Here is an 18,011-nt window from a genome sequence, read left to right on the forward strand (position 1 = left end):
CAGGATGAGGTCAATATTTTATCGCAGATGCTGGAAAGTGAGTGGGGAAAGCGGTATGCCCGAAACATGAGCCGTACTGATCCACGCCTTTTTATTGTTGATGCAGAGTCTCCCTGGCAGGAAGGGGAGACGGTGTCCCTGTCTGCCGGTCAGGCCCATTATCTGGGCAAGGTCATGCGTCTTCAGCCGGGCGATGGTGTGGTGCTGTTCAATGGCCGGGATGGCGAGTGGCAGGCGACTGTCGAGGGGCTGAAAAAAAATCAGGCCACGGTGCGCGTTACGTCCTGTCTGCGGCCCCAGCAGGATACAGAAGGGGTGGAGCTTCTTTTTGCGCCACTCAAGAGGGATGCGACGGAGCTGCTCATCCGCATGGGGACAGAGCTGGGTGTGACACGCTTTCGCCCCGTCCTGACAGCCCGGACAAACACACATCGCCTGAATCTTGAGCGGTTGGGGCTGATCGCACAGGAAGCTGCCGAACAGTGTGAGCGGCTGGATGTCCCGACCCTCATGCCGCTGGAGCCTCTGGCGGCTGTTCTGGCCCGCTGGCCGGTTCGGCGCAGGCTTGCCGTGGCGCTGGAGCGCCATGGGCAGGGAGGGCCTCCCGCTGGCTGTGATGCATTGCTCATCGGGCCAGAAGGAGGCTTTGCGGAGGAAGAGGTCCAACGGCTTTCCCGGCATGAGGCCATACAGTCTTTTTCGCTCGGCCCCCGGATATTGCGGGCAGATACGGCAGCCTGTGCTGCCTTGGCCCAGATCGGAGCAGCCAACCGGCAGGCATGAACGGCCCGAGGCTGCTCGAATATGTGTCGGTTCTCTTGAATGAAGGTAAATATGCCCCCTAGTATAGGGGGTATCTGGCTTACGGACAGTCTGAGCGTCCTGCGGCATAGCGTGGTGAATTTTAGCCGATAAGGGTTTGTGCATGTCCAATCCAGGTGAAAGCAATACGACACTGATCGAGAGCAGGGCGCAGCTTGTCGAGGTTCTGGCTCGTGGCTGCAAGCCGAAGGCTGAATGGCGTATTGGGACAGAACATGAAAAGTTCGGGTTCCGTCTGCCAGAACGGGCCAGAGGAGAGCTGAAGCCGTTTGCGCCACCAGCGTATGAGCCGGATGGCATCGGTGCCCTGCTTGGCGCTCTGGAAGGGCCGAACTGGCAGGCCATCCGTGATGATGGCCATTTGATAGGCCTGAAAGGTGCGGGCCCGCACAAGGGGCGGTCCATCTCTCTGGAACCTGCGGGACAGTTTGAGCTCTCCGGTGCGCCTGTCAGGACGGTGCAGGAAACCGAACAGGAGATGATTGCCCATTTCAGGCAGATCACCGGGCCTGCGCAGGAGCTGGGCCTTGGTTTTGCGCCTCTTGGTTTTCAGCCTCTCTGGCCCCGGGAGGCCATGCCGTGGATGCCCAAGAGCCGGTATGCCATCATGCGCCGCTACATGCCAGAGGTCGGGCGTCGTGGGCTGGACATGATGACACGGACCTGCACTGTGCAGGTGAATCTGGATTTTTCCAGCGAGGCAGACATGGCCCGCAAAATGCGGGTGTCGCTCGCTCTCCAGCCTCTCATCACGGCCCTGATGGCCAATTCGCCGTTTGCTGATGGCAGGCCGACGGGGCGTCTGTCCAACCGGGCCTATATCTGGCTGGATACGGACAATCAGCGCAGTGGTCAGCCGACGTTCTTTTTTGAGGAAGGCTTCGGGTTTGAGCGCTACGTGGACTGGGCGCTGGATGTTCCGATGTATTTCGTCAATCGTGAAGGGCGGAATATTGATGCCGCAGGCTGTTCGTTCCGTAAATGGCTCGATGGTGTCGAGCAGGAGCCGTTGGCAGGCCTGCGCCCAACGGTCGGGGATTTTGAAGACCATCTGACGACACTGTTCCCTGATGTCCGGCTCAAGCAGTTTCTTGAGATGCGTGGTGCCGATGCTGGACGGCCAGACATGATGGTGGCCCAGTCTGCGTTCTGGGTGGGGCTGCTATATGACGAAGACGTGCTGGCTGAAGCCGAACGGGTGGTGAAGGAGCAGTCTTGGCTGCATTATCAGTCTCTGGCGGAGCTTGTTGTCGAACAGGCCATGGATGCTCCTTTCCCGGGCGGGCTGCGTCATCTGGCAAAGCGTATTCTGACACTGGCCGAGCAGGGACTTCAGAAACGGGGCCATGGGGAGGAGTATTATCTTGCTCCGCTCTATGAGATTGCTGATGGTGCCAAAACACAGGCGGAGCGGTGGCTGGAGCGGTACCATGATGTCTGGCAGGGTGATGTCCGGCACATTTTCCGGGAAGCGGATATTTCCTTGTGAGGAAAGGAAGCGTGGTGATGGTGGTGCGGCGTCTTGTCATGGCCTGCGGCGTGGCTTTTGCTGTGGGGGGGATGGGTCTGCTGGGGAATCCGGCACTGGCGGCAGGAGTTCCCCTGACCCAGGCCCAGCAGGGGTGGGTTCACAGAATTGAGTCCAGCCTTGCGGCGACGAAGACATTTCAGGCCCGGTTTGAGCAGGTGACCGAGCATGACGGGACATCCACCGGGACAGTTCTGCTGGAGCGGCCGGGAAAGATGCGGTTTTCTTACGACCCTCCCAGCCCGCTTCTGCTTGTGGCCAATGAAGGCAAGGTCGTGTTTCAGGATCGCAGCATCGGTCAGATCACGACAATCCCTCTGGATCATACGCCATTGGGTCTTCTTCTGCGGCCGGATCCCCGTTTCTCGGGGGATGTATCCATTCTGGGGTACGAACAGCAGAATAGCGAGATCCAGTTGCGGGTGACACGGACGGAAAATCCGGGTGAAGGCGAGATGACGCTCTTTTTCTCCACCCGTCCGCTCAGTCTGAAAGGCTGGACAGTGCTGGATGCCCAAGGGCACAGGACGGTCGTGCATTTTTCCAGCGTGCAGACCGGCATCAGCGTTCCGGCTTCAAGTTTTGTCCTGCCAAAGGATGAGGACTAACCGCCCTTTTTCTGTCTGGCCAGCTCAAGTGCCCGGTTATAGACGGTGCGCTTGGGCAGGTTGACGATCCCTGCTATCAGCGCTGCGGCATCCTTGACGGAGTGGGTTTTCAGGGCATCCTGCAAGGCCTGGTCGAGCTCCTGTGCTCCCGTATCGTCTGCGGCTGGTGGACCAAGAAGCAGGGTGATCTCTCCCCGTGGGGCTGTTTCTTCAAAATGGGCAATGAGTTCGGCAAGACTGCCCCGGATCATTTCTTCAAAATGTTTTGTCAGTTCACGCCCTACGGCCGCAGGGCGGTCTGAGCCGAATACCTGCTGCTGTGTTTTCAGTGTTTCCAGAAGTCGGTGCGGTGATTCATACCAGATGAGCGTGGCAGCCAGACCAGCCTGTTCGGCAGCACGCAGGGCGGTAAAGCTGTGTCGGCGGGCCTCTCCCCGGGGAGGAAAGCCCAGAAACATGAAGGGAATGGGAGGCAGGCCGGAGAGTGTCAGAGCCGTGACGGCAGCATTGGCACCGGGCAGGGACGTGATGGCGATATTTTCTGCCTGTGCGGCCCGGACGAGGCGGTATCCGGGGTCCGAAACAATGGGTGTACCGGCATCAGAGACCAGGGCCAGACATTCTCCCTGCTGGAGGCGCTCAATGAGGGCGGGGATGCGGTCCTGTTCATTATGGTCGTGGAGAGGGAAGAGCTGGTTGCTTATGCCATAATGCCGCAGCAGTTTTGTGGTAACGCGGGTATCTTCACACAGGATGGCATCAGCGGTCCTTAAAGCATCAAGGGCACGCTGGCTTATGTCGGCGAGGTTGCCGACAGGCGTTGCCACCAGCACGAGCTGCCCGGTAGAAGAAGGAAATGTTCCGTGATCGGGGGGAGTATATGGTTTCTCAGACATCGTTATCCTCAATGAGCCGCTCTGGCCTTTATAGCCGTGGTGGGCGGGGGCGCGGCAAGAGAGGAAACGGCCAGGCAGCATTGGCCGTTGGTATTTTCATGTTTCTGGGAGCCTGCTCCGGGGAAAATGGTCATGAAAGGAAACTGGCCCCGGTGGCAGCCGCTCCGCAGCCAGTGGAAAAACCAGCCCGTGTCGGGCTGATCGTACCGTTGAGTGGCCCTCATGCTGCCATCGGCCTGCGCCTGAGGGATGCGGCCCGGCTGGCTCTGCCGGACAACCAGCCTCCTCCCATGGATGTATTTGACAGTGCCCAGCCAGCAGGGCCTGCCCATGCCGCCCAGCAGGCTCTGGAGGCCGGAGACAGTATTGTTCTGGGGCCGCTTACGGCAGGTGATACGCAGGCCGTGTCCTCTGTCCTGCAGCCAGTGAATGTGCCGGAGCTGGCTTTCACCAGTGATGTGGCTCAGGCCAGACCGGGTGTCTGGGTCATGGGACTGACGCCAGAGCAGCAGGTTCGTCGTCTTGTTGACGCTGCCCGGGTAGAAGGACGGAAGCGTTTTGCTGCGTTTCTGCCAGATACGGCGCTGGGGCACGCCATGGGGGAAGGGCTGACCCTGGCCTGCCAAGAGGCTGGGCTGGATGTCCCGCAGATTACGTTCCACAGCAGTGACATCAATGACATCACGCAGAAAATGGCGCAGCTGAGCCGTCGGCCGGTTGCATCTGCCGGTACTGCACAGGGAGCGGCCACGGCGGAGAGCGGACCTTCTGCCATTGACCCTCTGAATGAGGGTGATGAAATGACGGTTTCTTCCTCCCGGCCAGCCCAGAAGGATCAGACCGCTTCGGCCCCTTCGGAGGTCAGCCCGCCGCCATTTGATGCCCTGCTTCTGGGTGATACCGGGCTGGATTTGGCCCGTGTGATCGATGCGCTGAAGAACAACCAGCTTCTGGTTCCTCAGGTTCGTATTCTTGGTCCGATGCTCTGGCGTTCCTTTGACGCCAAACTGGGGGACCTGCGCGGTGCCTGGTATGTGGCGTTTGATGAGAAACAGCGCAGTGGCTATGTGCAGAGTTATCAGAATGCCTATCAGCAGAAGCCTTCTCCTGTCGCAGATTTTGCCTACGATGCGGCCGCTCTGGCTGGCGCCCTGATCCGCCAGAACAAGCTGAATGTGGCAACACTGACCCAGCGTGAAGGCTATCTGGGCGTGAATGGTCTCTTCCATCTGCGTCCGGATGGCCGGATGATTCGGGCGCTGGGCATCTATCAGATTGCTCCGGGTGGGGGCAGCCAGCTGATCGTCCCAGCCTCCCGTGATCTGACATCGCCATCATCTCTTTCCGTAGGGCCGGCCGTGCCGGGGCGGGGGACTGCCTCGGCATCGGCTGATATGGCCGTATGGTCACCTGCGAAGCAGACAGCTGGAGCAGTACCGGCACAGGTTCAGGCTGGGAAGAAACCGGCCGCTCCTGATGTGGCGGTCTGGTCGCCATCCCGTCATGCGGGTGCTGGGAGCGGCACGTCCTCAACACCCTGACAGGTTTTGGCTTTTTACCTGCTTCCATGGAAAAACCCCCGTCTGCATGCCAGACGGGGGTTTTTCTGTAGGACGAAGAATCGTTTCAGCAGGACGTCATGTCAGGCTGATGCATGCAGGGGCAGAACGGGACGGATGGTATGAAGTGCTTCGGAGAAGGTCCGGTAACGGCCAAGCTCGTTGTCTCTCAGGCAGTCCGTGAGAACCCAGTAGGGACCACGCAGGCTGATGAGGTAGGCAGGGTCGGCATTTTCCCGAACCCAGATGACCACCAGGCTGGGATCGGCTGTCTGCTGGTCCGGAGATGATTCAATGGAGGCATCAAGAATGCCCATTTTCTCGCTGGCAATGAGCCATGTGGCCAGGTAGTGGCGATGATGGGAAAGGAGCTTCTGGCGGAACGGGACGACAACACCGCCCGCATGTTTCCGGGCGCTGGAGGAGGGGGCCGTGGCGTGTTCTGCCACGCGGAATGCTTTCTGAGCCATGTCAGCATCTCCTTCATGGGAACAGGGAAACCCCTGCTGCATCACAATCAGAACAACCCATGGTGCCGAAGCGCGCTATCTGAAAACTGAACAGGAAGGCTTGGCTGCTATGATCTTGCTCTCATTTTGCAATCCTACCATGTTTCGGACGCATGGCTAGGTAAAATTTACTTTTTCTTATTCCGGTAACAGGATTTTGCCCATCGCCGATGCAACCAGAGCCAGTTTTCCGGGCGTTTCGTAATCCATTGTTCCAGCTCATCATTCAGGAGCTGGGTCAGGTGACGAATCATGTCATGGCGGGAACGGGCTGTGCTGGCATGATCTTTCGGGTCAAGGCAGGACCCCACCTCCAGAACCAGACGGGCCGGGCCTTCCCGCCAGACATGCCCTGTAATGATCAGAGCATCGAATCTGAGGGCCAGTGCCGCAGCAGCCGGGGCTGTCATGGTAGGATGGCCGAAGAAGGAAACCTCAATCCCATCGTTCATTTTCTGGTCCCCCAGCACGCCAAGATATCCACCTCTGGCGAGATGGCGGACAGCATCCCGTGCCCCCTGCTTCCCTTTTGGGAAGAATGAAACGGGTGTGCCGACAATGTGGCGTCGCAGCCGACAGAGCAGCTGGTCAACCAGAGGGTTGTTGGGGGCACGGTAGAAAGGGGAAAAAGCCATGCCATAACGGGCAACAATCAGGGGCATGAGTTCCCAGTTGCCGAGATGGCCTGAAAAGAAAATGACAGGGCGCCCGCTTTTGCGGGCCTGGTGCAGGAGTTCATCATTCAGGACACGCCAGCCGGGACCTGTAGCAGCCCCTTCCGGCAGGTCAGGAAGGTGGGGGAGTTCTCCCAATGTGCTGCCAATGTTCCACCAGCAGCCTCTGACGAGCCTCCGGCGTGTCTTTCGGTCCATCGTGGGAAAGGCACGGTGCAGGTTGATGTCGGCAATGCGGGATGAGGGAAGGCACGGCCCGACAAGAGCTGCCACGGTTCCTCCCAAACGGGAAGACAGACCCGCAGGCAGCTTGCTGGCAAACCAGAGAAGCCCCTTCAGGCCCCATGCCTCAAGATAATGTTTCATGGGTGCGGGGCCGGGACATGAGAGGGGCAGTTACTCTGCCAGAAAGTGGTCAAGAAGTTCATCCATCAGCCTAGGGTTGCTCCATCGGGGTTCAACATCAAGGCTAACCACGAAATTCTGGAAGAGTGGGGGCAGTTTTACAAAATCTTTTTCCGTCGTGACCAGAACGGTCTCTGGCATATGGGCCAGCTGGGCCAGTTTCTTCAGTTCACGGGCCGAGTAGATGTGATGGTCAGGGAATGTGAGAGTCCGCAACAGGGTAAGGCCTGCATCCTGAAGGGTGGAGAAGAATTTCTGGGGGCGACCGATCCCGGCAAAGGCAATGAGCTGATAGCCCCGCAGCTTCTGGATGGCGGCGCCAGGGGAGAGGGTTCCTTTCAGGACAGGAAGGGACGGAGGCAGCTGCCCGGCGATATGCTGGCGGTCGTCACCGAGGATGACAGTGGCGTGTAGCCGGGGCAGGAGATCAGGAAGTGATTCCCGCAATGGCCCGGCAGGAAGCAGGCGCTGGTTGCCCAGCCCCGCCGGACCGTCAATGACCAGCAGGGAGAGGTCTTTGTGGAGGGAAGGGTCCTGTAGACCGTCATCCATGACCAGGCAGTCTGCCCCTGCTTCGATGGCCCGCAGGGCATTGGCTCTGCGGTCCGGTCCTCGCCATGTGGGGGCAAGGCGGGCCAGCAGGATGGTTTCATCGCCGACATCAACGGCCCTGTCCAGTGTGGGGGAGATCAGTCCTGTCTTTTTGGACCGGCCACCGTGACCACGGGTTAGGGCATGGGGAGTCCGTCCTCTCTGGATCAGCTTTTGGAGCAGATGGAGGCTCATGGGCGTTTTGCCAGTTCCGCCTACGGTGATGTTTCCACAGCAGAGAACAGGAACGGGCAGCCTGAGTGAAGGCTGGGTCTGACGTTGCCTGGCGACGAACCCCGTCACTTTACTGAAAGGCAAAAGAAGATTGGAAAGCATGGTCGGGGCAGGGGTCTGCCAGAAAGAAGGGGCCGTCAGTTTCATCAAAATGCCTTTTTAGTCAAAATTGTGTCCTTAATAAGGCGAATTGCCTGCCTGCCTGCCTGATTCTGCTGAGGGGGCCTGGGGCTGGGAAGATGGCGGGCTTTCAGCCAGCGTGCGAGTGCCTCCTGATGCTCAACAGGATGGAGTGAGCCTGCATGACGGGCGCAGAGTGCTGTCCAGTTCTGCATGTATGGACCGATGGCCGTAGGGCGGCGGAAATGGAGGGATTCCAGAGGGTTGTGGCCTCCTCCGGGTGGGACAAGGGAATTGCCGATGAAGACCCGCTCGGCAAGCTGAAAGAAGAGGCCGACTTCTCCCAGCGTGTCGATGATCCATACATCATCCCCACCTCCAGGAACCTGTCCCTTGGAACGGCAGGGAGCCTGATGGGTCTGGGCCAGTTCTTTGCCTCTTTCAGGATGACGGGGGATGATGACGGTGAGCAGGTCAGGGCGTTCTTTTTTGGCCTGCCGGGCGGCTGCAATGATGATCTCTTCTTCGCCCGGATGCGTGGAAGCCGCCACAAAAATGGAGCGTTCCTCAAGTTGCCTGCGCAGGGTGACAGCCTCGGATGCATCAAAGGGCAGAGGGGGCGAATCTTCTTTCAGATCCGCCGGGGGCAGGAGTGGCCCGATTCCGAATCGGGCAAAAGCCTGCGCATCATCCATGCTTCGGGGCATGATCCAGTGGCAGGCTTCCAGGAGGTGGCGCAGCAGGGGTGATGCCCACCGCCAGCGTGCGGCAGAACGGGGCGAGAGACGTGCATTGAGCAGCATGACAGGCAGTTTTTTTTGTCGGCTCAGGCAGAGCAGGCCCGGCCAGAGTTCACTTTCCGTAAGAACCAGCCCGATCGGTTGCCAGTATGCCATGAAACGCTCAAGGAGATGCGGGGCATCATAGGGGATGAGCTGATGGATCAGCCGCCCCGTGTGACTGGCCGGATGGGCGGCGACCGTTTCTCCACCGGTCAGGGTGGCTGTTGTCATGAGGATGGTCAGCTTTGGGCTGTCTGCCAGAAGCTGACTGACAACAGGCAGGATGCACCGGCTTTCTCCCACACTGGCAGCATGAACCCAAAGGAGCGGTCCGTCATGGGAGGGGCGGGGCATTCCTGCCCGGGCGAAACGTTCCGGCAGGCGGGTTCTGTTTTCCCTGCCCTGCTGCAGCCTTTTGCGGGCATGACGGCGGAGCCATGGCATGGCGGCATGGCCGATCAGCGACCATATTGTGAGAAGGGGGGCGGCCAGAGGCGTGAAGGAAGGGTAACGGCCCATTGCGTGTTCCATGCGGCACGGGTGGTGCATTTTCGCATCATCTCCCCAGCACAACGCAGAGGGAAGCGTAAAAACGTTTTCCTCGTGACGGGAGGGCCTTGCCGAGTGGCCAGCCTTGTGCGACGAGATGACCCACTTATTATATATCCAGGATTATCCTCAAGGGGGCTGACCATGTCAGAAACGGAAGCGCACACGCAGCAGGAAACAGCCAAGGGAACACTCATGGCTGGCAAGCGTGGTGTTGTCATGGGTGTGGCAAACAAGAACTCCATTGCCTGGGCCATTGCCAAGGCCTGTGCGGACCAGGGGGCTGAAATCGCCTTCACCTATCAGGGTGAGGCTCTGGGCAAGCGTGTACGTCCGCTGGCAGAAAGTGTGGGGTCCACCATGGTCCTGCCCTGTGATGTGAGTGATGACGCTGCTATCAATGCCACGTTCGATGAGGTCGAGAAGGCCTGGGGCAAGATCGACTTTGTCGTTCATGCCATTGGCTGGGCTGACAAGCAGTATCTGCGCGGGCGCTATGTGGATACCCCCCGTGAGGCTTTCCTTCAGGCGCTGGATATTTCCTGCTTCTCTTTCACGGCAGTGGCCCGTCGGGCTGCGGCCATGATGAATGCCGGTGGCTCCCTGCTGACCCTGACCTATCTGGGGGCAGAGCGTGTCATGCCGCATTATAATGTGATGGGTGTTGCCAAGGCAGCACTTGAAGCCTCCGTCCGTTACATGGCGGTGGATCTGGGTCGTGATGATATCCGTGTGAACGGCATTTCTGCCGGACCGATCATGACACTGGCAGCCAATGGCATCGGGGACTTCCGCTACATTCTGCGCTGGAATCAGGTCAATGCTCCGATGGAGCGCAATGTGTCCCTGAAGGATGTCGGTGGTTCCGGCCTGTATCTGCTGTCAGATCTTTCCAGCGGTGTGACGGGTGAGGTGCATCACGTGGATTGCGGTTACAACATCATTGGCATGAAGAACCCGGAAGCTCCCGACATGAGCCTCTCCTCTGGGGAATAAGAATAATGTCTGAAAACAGTTTTGGGCGTCTGCTGCGTGTTACGACATGGGGAGAGAGCCACGGTCCAGCGATTGGCTGCGTGATTGATGGCTGTCCGCCACGCCTGAAACTGTCGGAGGATGACATTCAGCCCTGGCTGGAGAAAAGGCGGCCGGGCCAGTCCCGTTACACGACGCAGCGGCGTGAACCGGATGAGGTGCGGATTCTCTCCGGGGTGTTTGAGGGGCAGACGACGGGCACCCCCATTTCCCTGATGATTGAGAATACGGATCAGCGGTCCCGGGATTATGGGGAGATTGCCCGGCAGTATCGGCCTGGCCATGCAGATATTGCCTATGATCTGAAGTACGGCATCCGTGACTATCGTGGTGGCGGGCGGTCTTCCGCACGGGAGACGGCCATGCGTGTCGCAGCGGGAGCCGTGGCACGGGTCATCCTGCGGGAGCTTGTCGGGCCGCAGCTGCTCATCCGTGGTGCCCTTACGGGTATTGGTGGGCAGTCCGTGAACAGGGAACGCTGGGATTGGGATGAGGTGGAACGGAATCCGTTCTTCTCTCCAGATGCGGGAATCGTTCCGGCGTGGAGCGAGCAGCTGGAAGAGGTGAGAAAGTCCGGATCCTCCATCGGTGCGACGCTGGAGGTCGTGGCGGAAGGCGTTCCTGCCGGGCTGGGGGCGCCTGTTTATGGCAAGCTGGACTCCGAACTGGCTGGCGGCCTCATGGGTATCAATGGTGTGAAAGCGGTCGAGATTGGTGATGGCATGGGGGTTGCCGCCCTCCATGGCGAGGAAAATGCGGATCCCATCCGTCCCTCCGATAATCCGATGGAGCCTGTATTTCTCAGCAATCACGCCGGGGGTATTCTGGGGGGTATCTCCACGGGGCAGCCTATCGTGGCCCGCATGGCGATCAAACCAACCAGCTCCATATTGCTGCCCGTACCGAGCATCACGCGGGATGGTGAGGCGGTGGATGTCCGGACAAAGGGGCGGCATGACCCCTGCATCGGCATCCGGGCCGTACCGGTGGCCGAGGCCATGATGGCCTGCATCCTGGCGGACCAGTTGCTGCGTAACCATGCCCAATGTGGGTGGCTCTGAAAACTGTTGTTATTCAGCAGGAAGGGTGAGAGCTCGTTACAATATATAGTGTTCATTGTGAACGGGTTAACCCTATATATGCGAAAATGCATAAAACCTGACGAAAAACAAGCCTTGAAATATGCCCTTCATCCATGGGAGATGGGAGGACTGTTTAAGCCGAAAATGATGCTGAAATGAGGGGCTCGATTCATGACCATGCATGATGCGCAGACGTTCGCTCACCCGCTGGGTGGGACAGAAGAACCCGAGCTCTTCCCCAATGTTGTTCAGCTGCCGGGGCATCCGCCTGTGCGGACGACGCCGGAACGTGACGAGCGCCTGACAGACTTCGGTCGTGCCACTCTGGATGACCGCTACCTGCTGGAAGGTGAGACATATCAGGGGCTGTTTGCGCGCGTGGCATCCCGGTATGGAGCTGATGAGGGGCATGCACAGCGTATTTACGATTACATGTCCCAGCACTGGTTTATGCCAGCCACACCTGTTCTTTCCAACGGCGGGACGAATCGTGGTCTTCCGATTTCCTGTTTTCTCAATGAATCGGAGGACAGTCTCGAGGGGATTGTCGGGCTCTGGAATGAGAATGTCTGGCTGGCTGCCAAAGGAGGGGGGATTGGTTCCTATTGGGGCAATCTGCGGTCTATCGGGGAGAATATCGGCCGGAATGGTAAAACATCCGGTGTGATCCCCTTCATTCGGGTGATGGACAGCCTGACGCTCGCCATCAGCCAGGGCAGCCTGCGGCGTGGTTCCGCTGCAGTTTATCTGCCTATCTGGCATCCCGAGATTGAAGAATTCATCGAGATGCGCCGTCCCACTGGTGGTGATCCCAACCGCAAGGCCCTCAATCTGCATCATGGTGTGCTGCTGACGGACGATTTCATGCGGGCCGTGGCGGGTGATGAGGAATGGCCACTCGTTTCCCCCAAGGATCATAGCGTCATTCGCAAGGTGTCGGCCCGTGGCCTGTGGATACGCCTTCTGACAGCACGCATGGAACAGGGCGAGCCCTACATCGTGTTTTCGGACACGGTGAACCGTGCCCGGCCGGAACATCACAGGCTGGCAGGGCTGGAGGTGAAGACCTCCAACCTCTGTGCCGAGATCACCCTGCCGACGGGGATTGACCATCATGGCAAGACCCGTACGGCTGTCTGCTGTCTTTCATCCCTGAATCTGGAATATTGGGATGAATGGAAAGATGACCCGCACTTCATCAAGGATGTGATGCTGTTCCTCGACAATGTGTTGCAGGACTTCATCGACAATGCGCCGGATGACATGGCCCATGCCCGTTATGCCGCCATGCGGGAGCGGTCGGTCGGGTTGGGTGTGATGGGTTTCCATTCCTTCCTTCAGTCCAGGATGGTGCCCTTTGGTAGTGTCATGGCGAAGGTGTGGAACAAGAAGTTCTTTGAGCATATCTCGAAGCAGACGGCTGAGGCATCCCGCGAGCTGGCAAAGACACGGGGCCCGTGTCCGGATGCTGAAGAATATGGTTTTCAGGAACGGTTCTCCAACAGGATGGCCGTGGCGCCGACAGCGTCCATTTCCATCATTGCGGGCAATGCCAGCCCGGGGATTGATCCCATCAGTGCCAACGTGTTTCTCCAGAAGACACTGTCCGGCTCCTTCACGGTGCGGAACCGCCATCTGGCGAAGCTGCTCCAGAAGTATGGGCGGGATACGGATGAGGTCTGGTCTTCCATCACATTGAGCAAGGGGTCCGTACAGCATCTCGATTTCCTGACACAGGATGAGAAAGATGTTTTCAGAACGGCCTTCGAGATTGACCAGCGCTGGGTGATTGAGCATGCTGCCGACCGTGCTCCGTTCATCTGCCAGTCGCAGTCGGTCAATCTGTTCCTGCCGGCGGATGTGCACAAGCGTGACCTTGTCCGCATCCATTACGAGGCATGGAAGAAGGGCGTCAAATCGCTGTATTATTGCCGCTCCCTTTCCATCCAGAGGGCCGATACGGTGTCCAATGTTGCCGTGAAGCGTGACATCATGGAGGGGGATGACGATCATCTTCCGCAGGCTACGCCACGCCATGCGGAGAGTGGTGCCGGGAGTTATGAGGAATGTCTCTCCTGCCAGTAAGGCGGAGGGTGTGAGGTGGGGCCTGCCCGGCATGGCCTCATCTTTGGATATTGGAGGGATTCAGCCTGGAAGGGCTGTGTCTCAAGGGAAAAAGGTTTCGCGAGATGACAGATGGCACTCCATTGCCGCCGGCCCCGGAAGCGGCCGAGCAGGCCAATCTTCTGGTTGAAAACCCGGTTTACAAGCCATTCCGCTACCCTTGGGCCTATGATGCCTGGTTGACCCAGCAGCGTCTGCACTGGCTGCCGGAGGAAGTTCCGCTGGCCGAGGATGTGAAGGACTGGCACCGTAAACTTTCAGAGGCCGAGCAGAATCTCGTCACGCAGATTTTCCGCTTTTTCACGCAGGCGGACGTGGAAGTGAACTCCGCCTACATGAAGTATTACAGTCAGGTTTTCAAGCCGACCGAAGTCCTGATGATGCTCTCCTGTTTCTCGAACATCGAGACCATCCATATTGCGGCCTATTCCCACCTGCTGGATACGATCGGGATGCCGGAGACGGAGTATTCCGCCTTCCTGAAATACAAGGAAATGAAGGACAAGTATGATTTCATGCAGTCCTTCAACATCAACAGCAAGCGGGATGTTGCCAAGACGATGGCAGCCTTCGGAGCCTTCATGGAGGGTCTCCAGCTGTTTGCGTCTTTTGCCATCCTGCTGAATTTCCCCCGCTTCAACAAGCTGAAGGGGATGGGACAGATCGTTTCATGGTCCGTGCGTGATGAAACGCTGCACTGCCTCTCCATGATCCGGCTTTTCCGCACCTTCATTCGGGAAAATCCGGAACTCTGGACGGAAGAATTCCGGGCTGAACTGGTGGAAATCTGCCGTCAGACAGTCGCCCACGAGGATGCCTTCATCGAACTGGCCTTCGAAATGGGGCCTGTGGAGGGCCTGTCTGCCGGGCAGGTGGAGCGCTACATCCGCTTCATTGCTGATCGCCGGCTGATCCAGCTTGGTCTGGACCCGATCTATGGCATCGAGGAAAATCCGCTGCCATGGGTGGATGACATGCTCAATGCGGTGGAACATACGAATTTCTTCGAGAATCGTGCGACTGAATATTCCCGTGCTTCCACGCAGGGGACATGGGAAGATGCCTTCGAAAGTGGTGTGTTCTCCTGAGAGGAAAGCAGGGAAATTACCCGTTATCTGAATGGTTTTTATGACAGGGCTGTCTTGACCGGGCCTGCTTTGCTGCTCATATGGACGGAAGTATTTTCTAATAGGGGTATGGGCTGCGTTCTGCCCGGCCATACGTTCTGAAAAGACGTATCCCGGAGGAAAGGCAGCCGCCCGAGACTGTCTGCTCCAGCGTGCTGGAGCAGGGAGAACTGGAGTTGTGCGTTTTGGTTTCTTCCTCATCAGAGCCCAACACTGTATCTGGCGGTGAGGCTGCGGGTAGAGAGGTCAAAGGGGAAGATGCCCTGAAGGCCCTTTCCGCCTATCTGGCCGATGACATGACAGCCTGCAATCAGGCCATCATTGACAGGATGCAGAGCTCTGTTCCGTTGATTCCCCAGCTGGGAGCGCATCTCGTGGCGGCTGGTGGAAAGAGGCTGCGTCCATTGCTGACGCTCGCTTCTGCCCGTCTTTGTGGTTATGGGGAGAAGGAGGGGGAAACACGCCATATCGGCCTGGCGGCCTGTGTGGAGTTCATCCATACAGCAACGCTGCTGCATGATGATGTGGTGGATGAAAGCACGCTGCGGCGTGGCATGGCCTCTGCCAATGCCCTTTTTGGCAACAAGGCTTCCGTGCTGGTGGGGGACTTCCTGTTTGCCCGCTCGTTTCAGCTCATGACGGCGGATGGATCGCTGGAGGTCATGGCCATTCTTTCAGCTGCTTCGGCAACGATTGCTGAAGGTGAAGTTCTCCAGATGTCCACCCAGAATGATCTTTCTACCCCGATAGAGCGTTATCTGGAGGTCATCCATGGCAAGACGGCGGCCCTGTTTGCGGCGGCCTGTCGGGTAGGCGCCGTCGTGGCCGGGCATGGTCGTGAGGCTGAGCTGGCGCTGGAGCAGTACGGAACCAGCCTGGGTATGGCCTTCCAGCTTGTGGATGATGCGCTGGATTATGCAGCGGATCAGCAGGTGCTGGGGAAGACGGTCGGGGATGATTTCCGTGAAGGGAAGATCACGCTCCCGGTGCTGGCTGCTTATGAGCAGGGTACGGAGGAAGAACGCCAGTTCTGGAAACGTGTGATCGAGGATAATGAGCAGACAGAGGCTGATCTGCCTCATGCTCTGGAGATCATTGCCCGGAGGGATGCCATCCGTAAGACGATTGAAAAGGCCCGGGATTATGCGGCGCAGGCCGTGGAGGCGTTGTCCTGTTTCCCGGAGAGCGGGTTGAAAAATCTGTTGCGTGAGACGGTGCTTTATACGGTCGAGCGGGCCCGTTAAGAAAAAACGTCCCAGCCATTGGCGAATCCCAGCCAGGCGATGTTTCTGGCAAGCTCCTCTCCGTTCTGTGGATGAGCTGTCAGGAAGAAGCGGTCCGCCGGGCTGGACGGGCTGGCGGGAAGCGAGGCTTCCGTTACATCACATAACCGCCGGAGGGCCTGCTGGGCGACGGCGGGGGCGGGGTCCAGCCACATGATGCCCGCAGGGCCGAGGCGCTGGAAGTAGGGTAGCAGAAACGTATAGTGCGTGCAGCCCAGCCCAACAGCGTCAATGTCATTTCCACCGGGCTGCTGAAAGAGGCATGCGAGTTCCTGCTGCACTTCAGCCGGATCCAGCTGCTCGCCCCGAAAAGCCCGCTCGGCCAGATTGGCCAGATGGCGGGAGCCATGTATGAGCAGTCGGCAATCGGCAGCAAATTCGTCATGAAGCTGTTTGAGATAGGGGCGTCGTGCCGTGGCGCTTGTAGCCAGCAGACCGATGGTGCGGTTGGCAGAGACCCGTCCGGCCCAGCGGATGGGCGGGACACAGCCTACGACAGGCAGATCGAGCCGCTCCCGTAATATGGGCAGTGCCAGGGTGCTGGCCGTGTTGCAGGCAATGATGGCCAGAGCCGGTTCCAGTGTATCGCAAGCCTTGCAGACGAGGTCGGCAATGCGCTCCCGCAGGATATCATCCGGCTGTTCCCCATAGGGAAACAGGGCCGTATCGGCGAGGTAGTCTATTGTCAGGGAAGGGGCCAGACTGCGCAGCGCCTGAACAACACCCAGCCCGCCGATGCCTGAATCAAAGACCAGAATGCGGGGAGAGGATGGTGCAGGCATGGGCGTATCCGCTGAGACGTGATGGTGGGGCCTGAAAAGGAGAGAAAGGTTGCCCTCTTTTCATCGTCCTTTTCAGGCTGGGTGTGAAACGGTCAGCCCCGTTTGAAGGCAAGTGCTTCTTCTGCGCTGCCGACACCGCCATGGGCTTTGGACCAGCTGCATGGGTCCTCAAGGAAGCGGCGAACTTCTGCGCTGTCTTCGGCAGAGAAATATTGGCCATCGGCGCAGGCTTCCAGTACATCCCACCAGGTGCAGAGTGCATGCAGGCTGATGCCCATGTCCTGAAGGGTTTTCTGGGCGCCGGGGAAGACGCCGTAGAAGAAGACGACAAAGGTGTGATCCACGATGGCACCTGCTTCACGCAGGGCATTGGCAAAACGGATCTTGGAGGCGCCGTCTGTTGTCAGGTCCTCTACCAGCAGGGTGCGCATGCCCTCTGGCACGTCACCTTCAATCTGTGCATTGCGGCCAAAGCCTTTAGGCTTCTTGCGGACATAGGCCATTGGTGTCATCAGCCGGTCAGCAATCCAGGCGGAGAAGGGAATACCTGCCGTCTCACCGCCCACGACAGCATCAATGCTTTCATAGCCGATGTGGCGGCCAATTTTTTCAACGGCCAGTTCCATCAGTTTCTTGCGGGCGCGGGGGAAGAAGATGATCTTGCGGCAGTCGATATAGACGGGGGATTTCCAGCCGGATGTCAGCGTGTAAGGCTCGCTGGGCCGGAAGTTGATGGCTTTGATTTCCAGAAGAATGCGCGCCGTTGTCAGCGCAGCATCACGGTCCCACTGTGTGGGGCGGATGCCCAGATTTGATGCTGTGCCAGATGCAGGCATTATTCTCTCCGTAATCTCGAAAAATGGTTCCTTTGGAGACATCTACCCGTTAGAAGGAAGGAGGGGTAGGGCAAAGATGTCTTTTTTGCCCATTCTCTTATTGGTGACGCTTTATTCTGTTATTGGTAGGGCTGATGATAGTGGCCCGCCTTTCCTGATGGAGGTTTTTCCTGGGGAAAACAGGGTATCGTAGGGGTTATGGGATATGAAAATCGACACCGGGCACATTGGTCGCAAATGCGAACGCGCCGTAATTACAGCTTATCAGGAGCTGCATGATATGGGGCAAAGCGAGATGAGTATTTTTGCTGCCTGCACAACCCTGTATCGCATCCATCATCCAGAATCGTCCCTGCCAGAAGCCCGGCTGCTCGTCTCGGAGTGGATAGATCATCACATCGTCCGGCGTTCGGCTGCGCCTACGCGTGGTTGTAACTGCCCTCCAACCAGGCCACATTGAAGCCA

At 58.4% G+C, this 18,011-nt stretch carries 17 protein-coding genes; 10 read left to right on the forward strand and 7 right to left on the reverse strand.

Annotation, left to right across the window (positions count from 1 at the left end):
- Positions 1 to 66: 66 nt before the first annotated feature.
- From CO583_RS00955 to CO583_RS00965, 3 genes are all read left to right on the forward strand, one after another.
- Positions 67 to 783, forward strand: a complete 717-nt coding sequence (locus CO583_RS00955) for a 16S rRNA (uracil(1498)-N(3))-methyltransferase (protein ID WP_103765607.1) — start codon at positions 67 to 69, stop codon at positions 781 to 783.
- A gap of 142 nt (positions 784 to 925) precedes the next feature.
- Positions 926 to 2,311 (forward strand): glutamate--cysteine ligase, encoded by a 1,386-nt coding sequence (locus tag CO583_RS00960; RefSeq protein ID WP_043560012.1) that lies wholly within the window; start codon positions 926 to 928, stop codon positions 2,309 to 2,311.
- A gap of 17 nt (positions 2,312 to 2,328) precedes the next feature.
- The gene (locus CO583_RS00965) at positions 2,329 to 2,958 is read left to right on the forward strand and encodes an outer membrane lipoprotein carrier protein LolA (protein WP_248630505.1); all 630 of its coding nucleotides are present in this window, start codon (positions 2,329 to 2,331) and stop codon (positions 2,956 to 2,958) included.
- On the opposite strand, the gene rsmI is transcribed toward CO583_RS00965, so the two are convergent.
- A complete protein-coding gene (gene rsmI / locus CO583_RS00970; RefSeq protein ID WP_193699524.1) occupies positions 2,955 to 3,854 on the reverse strand; it encodes a 16S rRNA (cytidine(1402)-2'-O)-methyltransferase in 900 nt (299 codons plus the stop codon). The two genes, CO583_RS00965 and rsmI, sit on opposite strands and share 4 nt — an antisense overlap.
- Before the next feature lie 152 nt (positions 3,855 to 4,006).
- On the opposite strand from rsmI, the gene CO583_RS00975 reads away from it, so the two are divergent.
- Positions 4,007 to 5,395 carry a penicillin-binding protein activator gene (locus CO583_RS00975; protein ID WP_248630504.1) on the forward strand — a complete coding sequence of 463 codons (1,389 nt, stop codon included), beginning with the start codon at positions 4,007 to 4,009 and terminating at the stop codon, positions 5,393 to 5,395.
- Positions 5,396 to 5,496: 101 nt separating this feature from the next.
- Here the strand turns inward: CO583_RS00975 and CO583_RS00980 are convergent, their stop codons facing one another.
- From CO583_RS00980 to CO583_RS00995, 4 genes are all read right to left on the reverse strand, one after another.
- Positions 5,497 to 5,883: a hypothetical protein gene (locus CO583_RS00980; protein WP_248630503.1), complete on the reverse strand. Its 387-nt coding sequence runs from the start codon at positions 5,881 to 5,883 to the stop codon at positions 5,497 to 5,499.
- A gap of 167 nt (positions 5,884 to 6,050) precedes the next feature.
- The gene (locus CO583_RS00985; protein WP_081563195.1) at positions 6,051 to 6,962 is read right to left on the reverse strand and encodes a lysophospholipid acyltransferase family protein; all 912 of its coding nucleotides are present in this window, start codon (positions 6,960 to 6,962) and stop codon (positions 6,051 to 6,053) included.
- Between the two features lie 30 nt (positions 6,963 to 6,992).
- Positions 6,993 to 7,973 carry a tetraacyldisaccharide 4'-kinase gene (gene lpxK / locus CO583_RS00990; protein ID WP_043560016.1) on the reverse strand — a complete coding sequence of 327 codons (981 nt, stop codon included), beginning with the start codon at positions 7,971 to 7,973 and terminating at the stop codon, positions 6,993 to 6,995.
- A complete protein-coding gene (locus CO583_RS00995) occupies positions 7,973 to 9,259 on the reverse strand; it encodes a 3-deoxy-D-manno-octulosonic acid transferase (protein WP_249102957.1) in 1,287 nt (428 codons plus the stop codon). The genes lpxK and CO583_RS00995 overlap by 1 nt, the downstream gene beginning before the upstream one ends.
- 162 nt (positions 9,260 to 9,421) lie before the next feature.
- Between CO583_RS00995 and fabI the strand changes: the two genes are divergently transcribed.
- The 5 genes from fabI to CO583_RS01020 all read left to right on the forward strand — a co-directional run bounded on the left by fabI (position 9,422) and on the right by CO583_RS01020 (position 15,889).
- The gene (gene fabI / locus CO583_RS01000) at positions 9,422 to 10,273 is read left to right on the forward strand and encodes an enoyl-ACP reductase FabI (RefSeq protein ID WP_043560018.1); all 852 of its coding nucleotides are present in this window, start codon (positions 9,422 to 9,424) and stop codon (positions 10,271 to 10,273) included.
- 5 nt (positions 10,274 to 10,278) lie between these two features.
- Positions 10,279 to 11,373, forward strand: coding sequence for a chorismate synthase (gene aroC / locus CO583_RS01005; RefSeq protein WP_043560020.1), 1,095 nt, complete (start codon positions 10,279 to 10,281; stop codon positions 11,371 to 11,373).
- A 198-nt stretch (positions 11,374 to 11,571) separates the two neighbouring features.
- The gene (locus CO583_RS01010) at positions 11,572 to 13,479 is read left to right on the forward strand and encodes a ribonucleoside-diphosphate reductase subunit alpha (protein WP_373364576.1); all 1,908 of its coding nucleotides are present in this window, start codon (positions 11,572 to 11,574) and stop codon (positions 13,477 to 13,479) included.
- 104 nt (positions 13,480 to 13,583) lie between these two features.
- On the forward strand, positions 13,584 to 14,606 hold the full coding sequence (locus CO583_RS01015) for a ribonucleotide-diphosphate reductase subunit beta (RefSeq protein WP_043560023.1): 1,023 nt from the start codon (positions 13,584 to 13,586) through the stop codon (positions 14,604 to 14,606).
- Positions 14,607 to 14,821: 215 nt separating this feature from the next.
- A complete protein-coding gene (locus CO583_RS01020; RefSeq protein WP_373364575.1) occupies positions 14,822 to 15,889 on the forward strand; it encodes a polyprenyl synthetase family protein in 1,068 nt (355 codons plus the stop codon).
- On the opposite strand, the gene murI is transcribed toward CO583_RS01020, so the two are convergent.
- Positions 15,886 to 16,710: a glutamate racemase gene (gene murI / locus CO583_RS01025; RefSeq protein WP_081847702.1), complete on the reverse strand. Its 825-nt coding sequence runs from the start codon at positions 16,708 to 16,710 to the stop codon at positions 15,886 to 15,888. The genes CO583_RS01020 and murI overlap by 4 nt on opposite strands.
- Before the next feature lie 92 nt (positions 16,711 to 16,802).
- Complete coding sequence (locus CO583_RS01030) at positions 16,803 to 17,546, reverse strand: orotate phosphoribosyltransferase (protein ID WP_052349051.1); 744 nt, start codon at positions 17,544 to 17,546, stop codon at positions 16,803 to 16,805.
- A 205-nt stretch (positions 17,547 to 17,751) separates the two neighbouring features.
- Here CO583_RS01030 and CO583_RS01035 point away from each other — a divergent pair, with 205 nt between their 5' ends.
- Entirely contained in the window at positions 17,752 to 18,006 is a 255-nt protein-coding gene (locus CO583_RS01035) for a hypothetical protein (protein WP_081563192.1), read from the forward strand.
- Positions 18,007 to 18,011: the final 5 nt, after the last annotated feature.

It is taken from the genome of Parasaccharibacter sp. TMW2.1882, assembly GCF_023337635.1.
GTDB classification, from domain to species: domain Bacteria; phylum Pseudomonadota; class Alphaproteobacteria; order Acetobacterales; family Acetobacteraceae; genus Bombella; species Bombella apis.

Bases quoted from the DNA above. Each gene is read 5' to 3' on its own strand.
- lpxK (WP_043560016.1), bottom strand. From the start codon at position 7,973: ATGAAACTGACGGCCCCTTCTTTCTGGCAGACCCCTGCCCCGACCATG.
- murI (WP_081847702.1), bottom strand. From the start codon at position 16,710: ATGCCTGCACCATCCTCTCCCCGCATTCTGGTCTTTGATTCAGGCATC.
- aroC (WP_043560020.1), top strand. From the start codon at position 10,279: ATGTCTGAAAACAGTTTTGGGCGTCTGCTGCGTGTTACGACATGGGGA.
- CO583_RS01030 (WP_052349051.1), bottom strand. From the start codon at position 17,546: ATGCCTGCATCTGGCACAGCATCAAATCTGGGCATCCGCCCCACACAG.
- CO583_RS01035 (WP_081563192.1), top strand. From the start codon at position 17,752: ATGAAAATCGACACCGGGCACATTGGTCGCAAATGCGAACGCGCCGTA.
- fabI (WP_043560018.1), top strand. From the start codon at position 9,422: ATGTCAGAAACGGAAGCGCACACGCAGCAGGAAACAGCCAAGGGAACA.
- CO583_RS01010 (WP_373364576.1), top strand. From the start codon at position 11,572: ATGCATGATGCGCAGACGTTCGCTCACCCGCTGGGTGGGACAGAAGAA.
- rsmI (WP_193699524.1), bottom strand. From the start codon at position 3,854: ATGTCTGAGAAACCATATACTCCCCCCGATCACGGAACATTTCCTTCT.
- CO583_RS00980 (WP_248630503.1), bottom strand. From the start codon at position 5,883: ATGGCTCAGAAAGCATTCCGCGTGGCAGAACACGCCACGGCCCCCTCC.
- CO583_RS00960 (WP_043560012.1), top strand. From the start codon at position 926: ATGTCCAATCCAGGTGAAAGCAATACGACACTGATCGAGAGCAGGGCG.
- CO583_RS00985 (WP_081563195.1), bottom strand. From the start codon at position 6,962: ATGAAACATTATCTTGAGGCATGGGGCCTGAAGGGGCTTCTCTGGTTT.
- CO583_RS00965 (WP_248630505.1), top strand. From the start codon at position 2,329: ATGGTGGTGCGGCGTCTTGTCATGGCCTGCGGCGTGGCTTTTGCTGTG.
- CO583_RS01015 (WP_043560023.1), top strand. From the start codon at position 13,584: ATGACAGATGGCACTCCATTGCCGCCGGCCCCGGAAGCGGCCGAGCAG.
- CO583_RS00955 (WP_103765607.1), top strand. From the start codon at position 67: ATGAGCCGTACTGATCCACGCCTTTTTATTGTTGATGCAGAGTCTCCC.
- CO583_RS00995 (WP_249102957.1), bottom strand. From the start codon at position 9,259: ATGGAACACGCAATGGGCCGTTACCCTTCCTTCACGCCTCTGGCCGCC.